At 73.3% G+C, this 13,387-nt stretch carries 16 protein-coding genes; 9 read left to right on the forward strand and 7 right to left on the reverse strand.

Annotated features, from left to right (window positions below; translation table 11 throughout):
• Positions 1–21: 21 nt before the first annotated feature.
• Together AC067A_RS25425 and AC067A_RS25430 are read right to left on the reverse strand one after the other, a co-directional pair.
• Positions 22–1,164, reverse strand: a complete 1,143-nt coding sequence (locus tag AC067A_RS25425) for an acyl-CoA dehydrogenase family protein (protein WP_479244788.1) — start codon at positions 1,162–1,164, stop codon at positions 22–24.
• Positions 1,161–2,318 carry a CaiB/BaiF CoA transferase family protein gene (locus AC067A_RS25430; protein ID WP_479244789.1) on the reverse strand — a complete coding sequence of 386 codons (1,158 nt, stop codon included), beginning with the start codon at positions 2,316–2,318 and terminating at the stop codon, positions 1,161–1,163. Before AC067A_RS25430 ends, AC067A_RS25425 begins: the two co-directional genes overlap by 4 nt.
• Before the next feature lie 181 nt (positions 2,319–2,499).
• Here AC067A_RS25430 and AC067A_RS25435 point away from each other — a divergent pair, with 181 nt between their 5' ends.
• On the forward strand, positions 2,500–3,906 hold the full coding sequence (locus AC067A_RS25435; protein WP_479244790.1) for a saccharopine dehydrogenase family protein: 1,407 nt from the start codon (positions 2,500–2,502) through the stop codon (positions 3,904–3,906).
• A 98-nt stretch (positions 3,907–4,004) separates the two neighbouring features.
• Here the strand turns inward: AC067A_RS25435 and mmpA are convergent, their stop codons facing one another.
• Both mmpA and AC067A_RS25445 read right to left on the reverse strand, forming a co-directional pair.
• Entirely contained in the window at positions 4,005–4,124 is a 120-nt protein-coding gene (gene mmpA, locus AC067A_RS25440; protein ID WP_479244791.1) for a morphogenic membrane protein MmpA, read from the reverse strand.
• Between the two features lie 49 nt (positions 4,125–4,173).
• Entirely contained in the window at positions 4,174–4,890 is a 717-nt protein-coding gene (locus tag AC067A_RS25445) for an endonuclease V (protein ID WP_479244792.1), read from the reverse strand.
• Positions 4,891–5,113: 223 nt separating this feature from the next.
• Here AC067A_RS25445 and AC067A_RS25450 point away from each other — a divergent pair, with 223 nt between their 5' ends.
• Positions 5,114–5,647, forward strand: coding sequence for a GNAT family N-acetyltransferase (locus AC067A_RS25450; RefSeq protein WP_479244793.1), 534 nt, complete (start codon positions 5,114–5,116; stop codon positions 5,645–5,647).
• Positions 5,648–5,694: 47 nt separating this feature from the next.
• Positions 5,695–5,994: a YciI family protein gene (locus AC067A_RS25455; RefSeq protein WP_479244794.1), complete on the forward strand. Its 300-nt coding sequence runs from the start codon at positions 5,695–5,697 to the stop codon at positions 5,992–5,994.
• Positions 5,995–6,100: 106 nt separating this feature from the next.
• Here AC067A_RS25455 and AC067A_RS25460 read toward each other — a convergent pair whose 3' ends face one another.
• On the reverse strand, positions 6,101–7,177 hold the full coding sequence (locus AC067A_RS25460; RefSeq protein WP_479244936.1) for a WD40/YVTN/BNR-like repeat-containing protein: 1,077 nt from the start codon (positions 7,175–7,177) through the stop codon (positions 6,101–6,103).
• Positions 7,178–7,328: 151 nt separating this feature from the next.
• Here AC067A_RS25460 and AC067A_RS25465 point away from each other — a divergent pair, with 151 nt between their 5' ends.
• The 3 genes from AC067A_RS25465 to AC067A_RS25475 all read left to right on the forward strand — a co-directional run bounded on the left by AC067A_RS25465 (position 7,329) and on the right by AC067A_RS25475 (position 9,959).
• Positions 7,329–7,484, forward strand: a complete 156-nt coding sequence (locus AC067A_RS25465; protein ID WP_479244795.1) for a hypothetical protein — start codon at positions 7,329–7,331, stop codon at positions 7,482–7,484.
• A 169-nt stretch (positions 7,485–7,653) separates the two neighbouring features.
• Positions 7,654–8,070: a spore wall synthesis regulator SsgD gene (gene ssgD, locus AC067A_RS25470; RefSeq protein WP_479244796.1), complete on the forward strand. Its 417-nt coding sequence runs from the start codon at positions 7,654–7,656 to the stop codon at positions 8,068–8,070.
• A gap of 245 nt (positions 8,071–8,315) precedes the next feature.
• Positions 8,316–9,959, forward strand: a complete 1,644-nt coding sequence (locus tag AC067A_RS25475) for an ABC-F family ATP-binding cassette domain-containing protein (RefSeq protein WP_479244797.1) — start codon at positions 8,316–8,318, stop codon at positions 9,957–9,959.
• Between the two features lie 154 nt (positions 9,960–10,113).
• Here AC067A_RS25475 and AC067A_RS25480 read toward each other — a convergent pair whose 3' ends face one another.
• Positions 10,114–10,587 (reverse strand): ATP-binding protein, encoded by a 474-nt coding sequence (locus AC067A_RS25480; protein WP_479244798.1) that lies wholly within the window; start codon positions 10,585–10,587, stop codon positions 10,114–10,116.
• 177 nt (positions 10,588–10,764) lie between these two features.
• Between AC067A_RS25480 and AC067A_RS25485 the strand changes: the two genes are divergently transcribed.
• The 3 genes from AC067A_RS25485 to AC067A_RS25495 all read left to right on the forward strand — a co-directional run bounded on the left by AC067A_RS25485 (position 10,765) and on the right by AC067A_RS25495 (position 13,083).
• Positions 10,765–11,610: a helix-turn-helix domain-containing protein gene (locus AC067A_RS25485; RefSeq protein ID WP_479244799.1), complete on the forward strand. Its 846-nt coding sequence runs from the start codon at positions 10,765–10,767 to the stop codon at positions 11,608–11,610.
• A gap of 13 nt (positions 11,611–11,623) precedes the next feature.
• Entirely contained in the window at positions 11,624–11,881 is a 258-nt protein-coding gene (locus AC067A_RS25490) for a hypothetical protein (RefSeq protein ID WP_479244800.1), read from the forward strand.
• Between the two features lie 227 nt (positions 11,882–12,108).
• Positions 12,109–13,083, forward strand: a complete 975-nt coding sequence (locus AC067A_RS25495; RefSeq protein WP_479244801.1) for an acyl-ACP desaturase — start codon at positions 12,109–12,111, stop codon at positions 13,081–13,083.
• Positions 13,084–13,116: 33 nt separating this feature from the next.
• Here AC067A_RS25495 and AC067A_RS25500 read toward each other — a convergent pair whose 3' ends face one another.
• Positions 13,117–13,368 (reverse strand): WhiB family transcriptional regulator, encoded by a 252-nt coding sequence (locus tag AC067A_RS25500; RefSeq protein ID WP_479244802.1) that lies wholly within the window; start codon positions 13,366–13,368, stop codon positions 13,117–13,119.
• Positions 13,369–13,387 lie beyond the last annotated feature (19 nt).

The following is a 13,387-nucleotide window of genomic DNA, read 5'->3' on the forward strand; positions in this document are numbered from 1 at the left end:
GAGAAGACGGGCGGCGGGAGGTCAGCCGAGGAGGGAACGGCCGATGATCTCCTTCATGATCTCGGTGGTGCCGCCGTAGATGGTCTGGATGCGGCCGTCGGTGTAGGCGCGGGCGACCGGGAATTCGCTCATGTAGCCGTATCCGCCGTGCAGTTGCAGGCAGCGGTCGGCGACGCGCTTCTGGAGTTCGGTCGCCCACCACTTGGCCATGGAGGCGTGGACGGCGTCGAGGGCGCCCGCGGCGTGCTCCTCGATGCAGCGGTCGACGAAGGTCCGGGTGACGGCGCACTCGGTGGCCATCTCGGCGATCTCGAAGCGGACGTGCTGGAGCCTGGCGAGCGGACGGCCGAAGGCCTCGCGTTCCTTGACGTACCGGGTGGTGATCTCCAGGAGGTGCTCGGCGGCCGCGATGCCGGCGACGGCGATGGCGAGGCGTTCCTGGGCGAGGTTGGTCATCAGGTGGACGAAGGCGCCGTTGAACTCGCCGAGCAGGTTCTCCTTGGGGACGCGGACGTCGGTGAAGAACAGCTCGGCGGTGTCCTGCGACTTCTGGCCGATCTTGTCGAGGTTGCGGCCGCGCTCGAAGCCCTCCGCGCCGCGCTCGACGACGAGCAGGGAGAGGCCGTGGGCGCCGCCCTCGGGGGTGGTGCGGGCGACGACGACGACGAGGTCGGCGAGGATGCCGTTGGAGATGAAGGTCTTGGAGCCGTTGAGGATCCAGTGGTCGCCGTGGTCCTCGGCGGTCGTGCGGATGCCCTGGAGGTCCGAGCCCGCGCCGGGTTCCGTCATGGCGATGGCCGTGACGATCTCGCCGGAGCAGAAGCCGGGCAGCCAGCGCCGCTTCTGCTCGTCGGTGGCGAGCGAGGTGAGGTACGGGCCGATGATGTCGTTGTGCAGGCCGATGGCGAGGCCGGGGGCACCGGCGCGGGTGAACTCCTCGGCGAGGACGGCGCCGTAGCGGAAGTCGGGGTTGCCGCCGCCGCCGTACTCCTCGTCGACGGCGAGGCCGAGCAGTCCCTGTCGTCCGGCGGCGAGCCAGACCTCGCGGGAGACGATGCCGTCCTTCTCCCACTGCGCGTAGTGGGGCAGCACCTCCTTCTCCAGGAAGGTGCGGACGACCGCCCGGAAGGCCTCGTGGTCGGCGGTGTAGAGCTGGCGCTTCATGCTTCGGTCTCCTGGGTCTCGGTCGGGCTGTCGAGCGCGGGTACGGCCCAGTCGCGGGCGACGTCGGCGGTGTGGGCGCCGGGGAGGGCGGGGCCCGTGCGCAGGGTGCCGGGGGTGGCGGAGAAGCGGGGCGCGGGGGCGGGCTGGGCGATGCCGTCCCGCTCGGTGAAGGTGGCGCGGGCGGTCAGGTGCGGGTGGGCGGGTGCCTCGCGGAGGGAGAGGACGGGGGCGACGCAGGCGTCGGTGCCGTCGAAGACGGCTGTCCACTCCTCGCGGGTACGGCTCCGGAAGCGGTCGGCGACGGCCTTGCGCAGTTCGGGCCAGCGGGCGAGGTCGCGGCGGGCGGGGGCGGCGTCCTCGACGCCGAGGAGGCGGACGAACTCGGCGTAGAACCGCTCCTCCAGGGCGCCGACCGCCATGTGGCCGCCGTCGGAGGTCTCGTACACGCCGTAGAAGGGGCAGCCGCCGTCGAGGAGGTTGACGCCCCGGCGGTCCTGCCAGCCGCCGGCCGCGAGCATCGCGTGGATCATCGTGGTGAGGTGGGCGGTGCCGTCGACGATCGCGGCGTCGACGACCTGGCCCTCGCCGTGGGCCCGCGCGTGCTGGAGGGCGGCGAGGACGCCGATGACGAGGTAGAGGGAGCCGCCCGCGTAGTCGCCCACGAGGTTGGCGGGGACGGTCGGCGGGCCGTCCGGGTCGGGGCCGATCATGCCGAGGGCGCCGGTGATCGCGATGTACCCGATGTCGTGGCCTGCGGTGGGGGCGAGCGGTCCGTCCTGGCCCCAGCCGGTCATCCGGCCGTAGACGAGGCGCGGGTTGCGGGCGAGGCAGGGCTCGGGGCCGACGCCGAGGCGTTCGGCCACGCCGGGACGGTAGCCCTCGATGAGGATGTCGGCGCGTTCGACGAGGTCCAGCACGGTGGCGGGTCCGTCCTCGGCCTTGAGGTCGACGAGGACGGAGCGCTTGTTGCGGTTGGTGAGGTCGCGCGCCGGGTCGATGCCGAGTCCGGCGCCGCCGGGGCGGTCGACGCGGACGACGTCGGCACCGAGGTCGGCCAGGAGCATGGCGGCGAAGGGCCCGGGGCCGATGCCGGCGAGTTCGACCACGCGTACGCCGGTGAGCGGGCCGTTCCCGGCGGTGTGCGTCGTGCTCATCGAACCCCCAGGAGTGTGTGACACCAATGATGTAACACCGGAGATGCTAGGAACGTGTTCCACTCGGCACAAGCCCCTGAGCCGAGCAAGCGCTTGGAAATCGGCGCACCGCCGACTTCCGCTATCCTCCGCCGACGACGACCGCGCGCGGCGGCGCGGCACGGCCGAGACGAGGGCAGGCATGGACACAGGGGCGGGCACCGGACGCGAGGCCGGGGGGAGGCCTTCGGACGCGGTCGAACCGGCGGGCGCCACGGCGGCGGCCGGGGAGAAGTCTCCGGACGCGGCGGAGGCCGGTTCGGCGGCGGAGCCGGCGGACGGTACGGCGGCGGACGGTACGGCGACGGACGGTACGGCGGCGGACGCGGAGAGGCCTTCGGACGCGGTGGAAGCGGAGGGCGCTACGGCGGCGGACGGGGAGAGGCCGTACGACGTGGTCCTCTTCGGGGCGACCGGGTTCGTCGGCGAGCTCACGGCGGAGTATCTGGCCGGGAACGCTCCGGCACGGTGCCGCTGGGCGCTCGCCGGCCGCAACCGGTCGGCGCTCGCCGCCCTCCGGGACCGGCTCGCCGCACGGTGGCCGCACTGCGCCGGGCTGCCGCTCGTCGTCGCCGACGCCGACGACCCGGACTCGCTGCGCGACCTCGCCGAGTCCACCCGGGTCGTGGCCACCACGGTCGGGCCCTACGTCTGGTACGGCGACGGGCTCGTCGCCGCCTGCGCGGAGGCCGGCACGGACTGTGTGGACCTCACCGGCGAGGCCGAGTTCGTCGACCTGACCTACGTGCGGCACGACGCGCGCGCCCGGGAGACCGGCGCCCGGATCGTGCACGCCTGCGGCTTCGACTCCGTCCCCCACGACCTGGGCGTGTACTTCACGGTTCAGCAGCTCCCCGAGGACGTGCCGCTCCGCGTCGACGGCTTCGTCCGGGCCGGCGCCGCCTTCTCCGGCGGCACCTTCGCCTCCGCGCTCACCGCGATGGGCCGGGGCCGGGAGATCCTGCGGGCCGCCCACGAGCGGCACCTGCACGAGCCGCGCCTGGTCGGACGCCGGGCCCGCGCGCCGCTGGGCGGACCGCGGTTCAGCACGGAGACCGGCACCTGGGCGCTCCCGCTGCCGACCCTCGACCCGCAGATCGTGGCGCGCTCCGCCGCGGGCCTGGAGCGGTACGGGCCGGACTTCCGCTACCGGCACTACGCCTCCGTGAAGACGCTGCCGATGGCCCTCGGTGGCGCGGCCGCCGTCGGCGCGAGCGTCGCCGCCGCCCAACTTCCCTCGGTACGGGGATGGCTGATGGAGCGTTACTCGGCGGGCGAGGGGCCTTCGGCCGAGCGGCGCGCCCGCAGCTGGTTCTCGGTCCGCTTCGTCGGCGAGGGCGGCGGGCGACGGGTCTTCACCGAGGTGTCGGGCGGTGACCCCGGGTACGACGAGACGGCCAAGATGCTCGCCGAATCGGCCCTCTGCCTCGCCTTCGACCCGCTGCCGAAGACCGCCGGGCAGGTGACGACGGCGGTGGCCATGGGCGACGCGCTCACCGACCGGCTGCGCGCGGCCGGCATCCGCTTCCGGGTGGCCCACCGGGGCTGACCGTGCCGAGGCGCGATCCGGGCCCCGTCCGGGAACCTCTCCCCGGCGCTACTTTCCGGCCGGGAGGCGGGGACGGGCGGCACGGCGCGGGCGGGCGGTCATCCGAGCGTCCAGTCCGCGAGGACGTACAGGATGGCGCAGGCCCAGGCGAGGGCGGAGACGCCGCCGACGGCGAGGGCCACGGAGAGACCACGGGGTGCGGGAACGCGAGCTGTCATGACCCCCACTCTGCCGCGGGGGTCTGACAACGGGCATCCGTACGGCTACTCACCCGGGGTACTCAGACGGACCCGAGCGACCCCGCGCCTCCTTGAGCGCCATGCGGCAGAGCGAGTCGGCGTGGCGGGTGGTCTCGGGCACGCGGTAGCGCGGGGAGAGGAGCAGGGTGTGGGCGCAGGCGTTGTCGAGGGAGACGCGGTGGCCCACGGAGACGTAGACGGGCTTGACCCCGGCCTGGGTGCGCAGCGCCCTGCCGACCTCCTCCCCGTCGGCGAGCAGCGGGGCGAAGTCGCCGCGCGCGCCGCCCGGTTGCTCGTAGGTGAAGGCGAAGGGGTTCTTGGCGACGCCGATGGACGGCCGTCCGGTGAGCACCCCGAGGTGGCTGGCGAGGCCGAAGCGGCGGGGGTGGGCGAGGCCGTAGCCGTCGCAGACCAGGAGGCCCGGGTCCGCGGTGAGCTCGCCCAGCGCGGCGAGGACGGTGGGGATCTCCCGGAAGGCGAGGAGGCCGGGGACGTACGGGAAGGAGACGCGGCCGACCGCCGTGGCCTCCTCCACCACCTCCAGGGTCCGCGCGTCGAGCACGACGGCCGCGGCGGCGACGAGGTCCCGCTCGTCGTCGTAGGCCACGTCGAGCCCGGTGACGTGCCCCTCCCCCGGCACCGGCCCGCTCTCCCCGAGCACGAGCCGGGCCCGCAACTCCCGCTGCACGTCCCGCGCGGCGCCCTCGTCGGCGGGCCAGCCCGCCGGAATCCCGATGATCGTCATGATGGGTTCAGCCTAGGGCCTGTCCTGCCGGTCGGGCCGGGGTGGGGAGCGGGGCCCGAGGCGTGTGAGCCCGGGGCGGAGCGGGTCCCGGGGCGGAGTGGGCCCGGGGCGGAGCGGGCCCGGGGCGGAGCGGGCCCGGGCGGAGTGGGCCCGGGCGGAGTGGGCCCGGGCCCCGGGAGAAAAGGAATTGCCCGGGGCGGGCGGCTCGCGTTGGCTGGGCGGCATGACCGAACTGCGTACCGACCGTCTCGTCCTGCGCCGCTGGCGTGACTCCGACCTGGAACCGTGGGCGGCGATGAACGCCGATCCCGAGGTCCGGGAGCACCTGGGCGATCTGCTCTCCCGTGAGCAGAGCGACGCTTCCGTGGCCCGCTTCGAGGCCGACTTCGACCGGCGGGGCTTCGGGTGGCTGGCGGTCGAGGTGCGGGACACCGGGGCGTTCGCCGGCTTCGCGGGTCTGGACGAGGTGGACGACGGCCTGCCGTTCAAGGGCGTGGAGATCGGCTGGCGGCTGGCCCGCTCGGCCTGGGGCAGGGGCTACGCCACCGAGGCCGCGCAGGCGGTCCTGGCCCACGGCTTCGAGACGCTCGGCCTTGCCGAGATCCTCGCCGTCACGACGGCCACCAACCTCCGCTCCCAGGCGGTGATGCGCCGGATCGGCATGACCCGCTCCCCGGCAGACGACTTCGACGACCCCACCGCCCCCGAGGGCCCGCTGCGCCCCAACGTCCTGTACCGGATCTCGCGCACCCCGTAGCGGTACCGGTCCGAACGGCCGCCGGGGGCGGGGGTAGCCTGGCGATCATGTTCGTACTCGAATTGACCTACACCGCTCCCGTCGAGCGGGTGGACGCGCTGCTCGACGCGCACGTCGAGTGGCTCGACGCGCGCTACGCCGAGGGCGTGTTCCTCGCGTCCGGCCGGAAGAACCCGCGGGACGGCGGGGTGATCCTGGCCGCCGGGGTCGACCGCGCGGAGATCGAGAGGATCGCGGCGGCCGACCCGTTCAGCGTCGAGGGCGTGTGCACGTACCGGATCACGGAGTTCTACGCGACCAAGACGGCCGACGGGATCGCCGCGTACCGGGAACAGCTGCCCTCCTAGTCCTTCCCGGAACTTCCTGGTCCTGCCCGGGACTTCCTGGTCCTGCCCGGGACTTCCTGGTCCTGCCCGGGACTTCCTGGTCCTGCCCGGTCCTTGCGGTTCCTTCCTAGTTCTTCGTGACCAGTCGGGCGACGCGGCCCTTCTCGCCCGAGGCCCAGCAGGAGCCGTCCGCGGTGCAGTCCACCGTGTCGTACGAGCCGGTGTCGACGGTCCGCCAGGTGCGGCCGCCGTCGGTGGTGAGGTCGGTGCCGGTGGGGCCGACGGCGAGGGCCGCGCTCCTGCTGTGCGGGAGCCAGGCGACGCCGGAGCGGTAGGCGGGGGGCGGCGTGGCCGCGGGGCGCCAGGTGCGGCCGGCGTCGTCGGTGACCGCGCCGGCCTGCGGGGACGGCTGGTCCTTGCGGTAGTCGCCGCCCACCGCGATGCCGTGCGCGCGGTCGCGGAAGGCGAGTCCGAAGACTCCCCGGGCCGGGTCGCCCGCCGGGATCGGCGTGGTGGTGGCGGTCCAGGTCAGTCCCCGGTCGGCGGAGTGGAGCACCCGGGCGGTGGCGCCGCCGCCGGTCGCGAGCCAGACGTCCCGGGGTCCGGAGGACACCAGGCACTGGCCGCTCGCGGCGAAGCCGGCCTCGCCGGGCAGGGCGTCGGGCATGCCCGCGCTCGGCAGGACCTGCCAGGAGCGGCCGCCGTCGCGGGTGGCGAGGATGCGGTACCTGCCGTCGACCGGGTCGCTCATGGCGAGGCCGTGCCGGCGGTCGAAGAAGGTCATGCAGTCGTAGAAGGCGCGCGGGTCGGTGTTGCGGAAGGACTCGGTCCAGGTGGCACCGCCGTCCTCGGTGCGCAGCACCCGCGAGGCCTCGCCCTCGCCGATGGCCAGGACGACGGCGCGGCGGGCGTCGAAGGCCTCCACGTCACGGAACTCCAGCTCGCCCGCACCGGCCGGCGACACGTTTCGCCAGCTCCGGCCGCCGTCGGTGGTGCGCAGCACGGTGCCCCGGGAGCCCGCGGCCCAGGCGGTGGACCGGTCGACCGCGGCGAGCCCGCGGAAGCGGGCGTCGGTGCCGGTGGGTGTCAGCTGCCAGCCGGCCGCCGCCGTGGGGGTCTCCCCGGCGCGCGCGGGTGCCGCGAGGGTGAGCGCGAGCGCCGCCCCGATCAGCCCCACCGACATCATTCGTCTCGTCTTCCCCATGGACGTCATGGCGCCGGAAGCTAGTGCCCCGGGCCGGTCCCCGTCCAGGGTGCGTCCCGCGCCGGGCGTTCCCAGGGGGTGTCCGGCGGAGGGGCCGCCGGAGGTCCCCGGCTCCCCCACCTCCGTCCGCCGCAGCCCCTCCGGGCGGCTCGTGCTCCGCGGGGACCTGCTGGTCAGGGGGCCGTACGGCGACCGGCACGAGACCCGGGCGATGCTCTGCGGCTGCGGGGCCCCGGGGAACCGGCCGTCCCGCGACCACTCGGGACCGCGCGCCGAACCGGACGACGACGTGGCCGAGGAGCGCTGACGGCGGCTACCCGGCCCCGGCACGGCCACGGCGGCGACCCGGACCCGTGACACAGCTCACGTGGAGGCCGAGTGCACGTTCCGGCCGTCCCGCTCGTCCTTCCTTGTGTCAGGTGCCCTGGTGTCGGGGAGACGCACAGGATCCGAAGCCCGCGTGAGAGGAGCCGGACTTGTCCGCCGTCATCGAACAGTGCCTCCAAGCCCGTCTGGTCGCGTCCGCTCCCCGTATGGAGACCGTCCCCGCCACCCTGCGGTACGACCGCGGGGATCCGTACGCCGTGAGCATGGCGTTCCCGCCGCCGGCGACCCTGGAAGGCGTCGAGGTGTCGTGGGCGTTCGCGCGCGAGCTGCTCGTCCAGGGGGTCGAGCGGCCGGCCGGCGTCGGGGACGTACGCCTGCGTCCGTACGGGTACGACCGGACGGTGGTCGAGTTCCACGCCCCGGAGGGTGTGGCCATGGTCCACGTGCGGACGTCGGAGCTGCGCCGGTTCCTCGAACGCTCGGAGGACCTGGTGCCGGCGGGCCGCGAGCACCAGTACCTGGACTGGGACCAGGATCTGGCGGAGCTGCTCCGCGATCACCCGTAGGGGAAGCGCCCCCGTAAATCGTTTGCCCCTCCCCCGGTCCGGTCGTACCGTCGACACCGACCTTGTCGTCACCCGATCGGAGAAGGACGTTGCTCGTCTGAGGTTGCGAGACACCGAGCCGCGCGTGCCCCCTGTGCCGCGTGTGCCGTTCTCGACCTCGGCGTACGAGCCGTTCCTCACACTGCCCGCGCCCCGGTGTCTCTCGCGTTGCCCCATTTCCACGCTCACGCGACCGGGAGGCCTCCATGGCGCATCACCCCACCTTCATCACCTGTTCCGCTCTCTCCTTCTCCTGGCCGGACGGCACCGAGGTCCTCGACGACTTCCGGCTCACGGTCGGCCCCGGCCGCACCGGGCTCGTCGGCCTCAACGGCTCCGGCAAGTCCACGCTCCTGAAGCTGATCGCCGGTGATCTGGCGCCGGCGTCCGGGGAGGTCCGGGTCACCGGGGAACTCGGCTACCTGCCGCAGAACCTGGTCCTGGACACCTCGCGCCGCGTCGACGAGATCCTCGGCATCGCCGCGAAGCGGGCGGCCCTGCACGCCATCGAGGCGGGCGACCCCGCCGAGGAGCACTTCACCGTCCTCGCCGACGACTGGGACGTGGAGGAGCGGGCCCGGGCCACCCTCGACCAGCTCGGGCTCGAACACGTCGGCCTCGACCGGACCGTGGGCGAGATCTCGGGCGGCGAGTCGGTCCTGCTGCGCCTCGCCGCGCTGCTGCTCGCCCGGCCCGACGTCCTGCTGCTCGACGAACCGACCAACAACCTTGACCTGCACGCCCGCGCCCGGCTGTACGAGGCGGTGGAGAACTGGTCCGGGGTCCTCGTCGTGGTCAGCCACGACCGCGAACTCCTGGAGCGCGTGGACCAGATCGCCGACCTGCGCGACGGCACCGTCACCTGGTACGGGGGCAACTGGTCCGCGTACGAGACGGCGCTCGCCGCCGAACAGGAGTCGGCGGAGCGGATGGTGCGGGTCGCCGAGGCCGACGTGCAGCGCCAGAAGCGGGAACTGGTCGACAACCAGGTCAAGTCGGCCCGGCGCAAGCGGTACGGGCAGAAGAGCTTCGAGAACAAGGTCGCCTCCAAGATCGTGGCGAACGGCCGGAAGCGCGACGCGCAGGTCACGGCCGGCAAGCAGCGCACGCTGCACGCCGAGCGCCTCTCGGAGGCCAGGGAGCGGCTGGACGCCGCGGTGGAGGCGGTGCGGGACGACGACGAGATCCGCGTCGAACTGCCCCGCACCTCGGTGCCGCCGGGGCGCGAGGTCCTGTACCTCCGTGACCTGGAGCTGCGGTACGGGGCCCGGGTCGCGGGCGAGTTCGAGCTGCGCGGTCCGGAGCGCGTCGCGCTCGTCGGCCGGAACGGGGCCGGGAAGACGACGCTGCTCCGGACGATCGCCGGGGAGTTGGAGCCGCTCGCGGGCGAGACGGAGGCGCGGGTGCCGCTCCGCTTCCTGCCGCAGCGGCTCGACGTCCTCGACGACGGGCTGAGTGTGGTGGAGAACGTGGCCCGCTTCGCGCCCACGGCGACGGGGAACGCGATCAGGGCGAGGCTGGCACGGTTTCTGTTCCGGGGCGCGCGGGCCGATCAGGCCGTGGGCACCCTGTCCGGCGGGGAGCGGTTCCGGGCGACGCTGGCGGCGCTGCTTCTGGCGGAGCCCGCTCCGCAACTGCTGATGCTGGACGAGCCGACGAACAACCTGGACATGGCGTCCGTGCGGAAGCTGACGGCGGCCCTCGACGCGTACGAGGGGGCGTTGGTCGTGGCGAGCCATGACGTGGCGTTCCTGGAGTCGCTGGGGATCACCCGGTGGCTGCTGCTCGACGGTGAGCTGCGGCCGACGACGGCGGAGGAGGTACGGGGGACGGTGGCGGTGCCGCGCTAGCGGTGCCGGCGACCGCGGGTGTGGCGCCTAGGGCGGCGGATGTGGTGCCGACGGCCGCGGATGTGGCGCCTAGGGCCGCGGGTGTGGCGCCGGGGCTCTGCCTGCGGTGCGGCGCGGGCGGCGTCGGTGCCGCGTCGGTGGCGTCGGTGCCGCGCTAGCGGTGGAGCAACGCCCAGGACTTGGTGCCGCCGCCGGGAGTGAGGACGGGGGTGAGTCCCCAGTCGCCGCCGTGCGAGTCGACCGCCGCGGCCAGCAGCCACATGCTGCGGCTGCGGCGGTCGCGGCATTCCTCGGCCGCGGCGGGTGCGGAGTGGGCCGGATGCTGGTCGTAGACCAGGATCCGCAGGGCCTCGTACTGCCAGCGGACGCGCATGACCATCTCGCGGTCGGGGGTGAACCGGTATGCCGCGGCGACGAGTTCGGAGGCGGCGAGAGCGGCGGTCTCACCGAGCTCGGACAGGCCGTGGCGGTTCAGGAGCGAGGTGACGGACTCCCGGGCGAGTCCGGCGCAGTAGGCACCTCCGGGGAGGAGCATCGAGTAGCTGAGGTTCTCCGTGGCGGGAGGTACGGGCCCGGCCGCGGCGGCGGAGGGGAGGCAACGCAGGGCGCCCTTCATCGGGTTGCTCACATTTCCTGTGCATGGGGGACCTGCACACGGTTCTCGGTAGCGCCGTGTGAGACTTGCGCTACCGACCGTAGCGCACGAGCGGAGCACGGTGCTACTACTTGCGGGTACTCATGCCATTTCGGCCAAATCGACGCCCCTTCGGGCCGTCCCGGTCACGGAGCGAAGGGAAGACGGAGCGTGCCACCCAGGAGCAGCCCCACCGCGCGACAGCAGCGGCTGGGGAGCGAACTGCGCAAACTGCGCGAACAGTCCGGCATGTCGACCCAGCAGGCCGCCGCCCTCCTGGGCGTCGACCGCACCCGGATCCCGAACATCGAGGCCGGCCGCTTCGGGATCAGCGCCGAACGCGTCCGCACGCTCGCCTTCAACTACGGCTGCCCGGACACCGCGCTCGTCGACCAGCTCGCGGCGATGGCCCAGGAGCGGGACCGCGGCTGGTGGGAAGGGCACCGCGGACTGCTGCCGCCCGCACTGATCGACATCGCCGAACTCGAATACCACGCATCGGAGTTGCACACCGCCGTCACCACCCACATCCCGGGACTCCTGCAGACCGAGGAGCACGCGAGGGCCGTCTTCGACACCGCCGTCCCCCCGCTGCCCGAACCCGACCTGGAAGCCCGACTGGCCCTGCGGCTGCGCCGCCAGGAGGTCCTCGACCGGCCCGTTCCCTACGAGGCCGTGATCCACGAGGCGGCGCTGCGCATGCAGTTCGGCGGGCCCGCCGTCACACGGGGCCAGCTGGAGCACATCCTGGAGCACTCCGGCCGGGACACCGTCTCCGTCCGCGTGATCCCCTTCGCCGCGGGTGGTTTCCCCGGCGCCGGGCAGTCGTTCACCTATGTGTCCGCGCCCGTGCCGCAGCTCGACACCGTCCAGCTCGACTCCTCCCACGGCTCGCTCCTCCTCGACGCCGACATGAAACTGCGCCGGTACCGCGGCCTGCTGGACCGACTGCGCGCGCTCGCGCTCTCGGCGACCGAATCGCGCGCGTTCGTCCGCGCCATAGCCCTGGATCTGTGAAGGACCCCTCACCATGAACACCGTCACCGTCACCGCCATCGACGCCGCCACCGCCCCGGCCACCCCCGCACCCGCGCCCGCCGTCGAGATCGACTGGCACGCCCCTTTCTGCAGCGAGGGGGCGAACTGCTTCCGTTTCGGCCTGGACGACTCCGGGCACGCGTACATCGGCTCGACGCTCACCCCCGGCGCGTACGTCAGCGACTCGGTGGAGGCGCTGCGGGCGCTGATCTCCGCGGTGAAGGCCGGGGCCGCCGACCACTTGCTGTGAGCCGCCGGACGCCTGCGCTGCGTAGTCGGCCGGGTGGGCGGAGCACGCCGCCCGGGAGGTGACCTGCGGCTCCGGGAGCGCGCCCTAGCAGCGCACATAACGGAACGTAACCGGACATCGCCGGGACGGGCTTGGCCGAGGCCTTACGGAGCCTTAACCTACGGTTTCGTAACCTACGAATCCGTAGGTATGCCCGTATCCCCTCTCTCCGTCCCCAGGAGTTCCCCGTGACGCTCACCTCCCCCTCTCTCGGCAGCTCGGCAGAGTGGACCGACGCACGGCTGCTCTACGCCCTGGAAGAGGTCGTGGAGAAGGAGCTCAACCGGCACCTGAAGGTCACCAAGGACTGGATGCCGCACGAGTACGTGCCGTGGTCCGACGCCCGGAACTTCCCCGGCCTCTTCGAGGACGGCGAGGCCTGGGACCCGTCGCAGTCCAAGGTGACGGAGATCGGCAAGATCGCCCTCGTCGTCAACCTGCTCACCGAGGACAACCTCCCGAGCTACCACCACGAGATCGCCAGCCTCTTCGGCCGCGACGGCGCCTGGGGCACCTGGGTGCACCGCTGGACCGCCGAGGAGGGCCGCCACGGCATCGTGATGCGCGACTACCTCCTGGCCTCGCGCGCCGTCGACCCGGACAAGCTGGAGCAGTTCCGGATGGCGCACATGAGCGAGGGCTTCGAGTCCGACAACCGGCACTCGATGCTGCACTCCGTGGCGTACGTCGCCTTCCAGGAGCTCGCGACCCGGATCTCGCACCGCAACACCGGCCACCAGTCCGGCGACCCGGTCTGCGACCGGATGCTCTCCCGCATCGCCACCGACGAGAACCTGCACATGGTCTTCTACCGCAACCTGCTGGGCGCGGCCTTCGAGATCGCCCCGGACCTGACCATGCAGGCCGTGCGGGACGTCGTGGTCCACTTCCGGATGCCCGGACACGGCATGCCCGGCTTCGAGCGGGCGGCGGCGCAGATGGCGATCGGCGAGATCTACAACATGCGCATCCACCACGACGACGTCCTCCAGCCCGTCCTCCGCTTCCTCAAGGTGCTCCAGATCGACGGCCTCGGCCCCGAGGGCCTGCGCGCCCAGGAGGAGCTGGGCCTCTACATGGACGGCCTGGACAGCGAGGCGAGCAAGTTCGACGAGAAGCTCGCGGCCCGCAAGGCCCGCATGGCGGCCCGAGCCGCCGGCTGACCCCACCCGGAGAACCCCCCGGCGCGGGCGGACTCAGCGGCTCTGCCGCTTGAGCCGCCCGCGCTCCTTCTCCGAGAGCCCGCCCCAGACCCCGAACCTCTCGTCGTGGCGGAGCGCGTAGTCCAGGCACGCCTGGCGTCCCTCGCACGCCCCGCACAGCTGCTTCGCCTCGCGCGTCGACGAGCCGGGGGCCGGGAAGAAGAACTCGGGTCCGGCCTGGGCGCACAGGGCGTTCTCGCGCCAGGTGAGGTCGGGAGCGGTCAGCGTGTCGGTATCCGTCTGCATGCCTCCTACGGTGCCGCCA

The organism is Streptomyces sp. NPDC043176 (assembly GCF_056436715.1).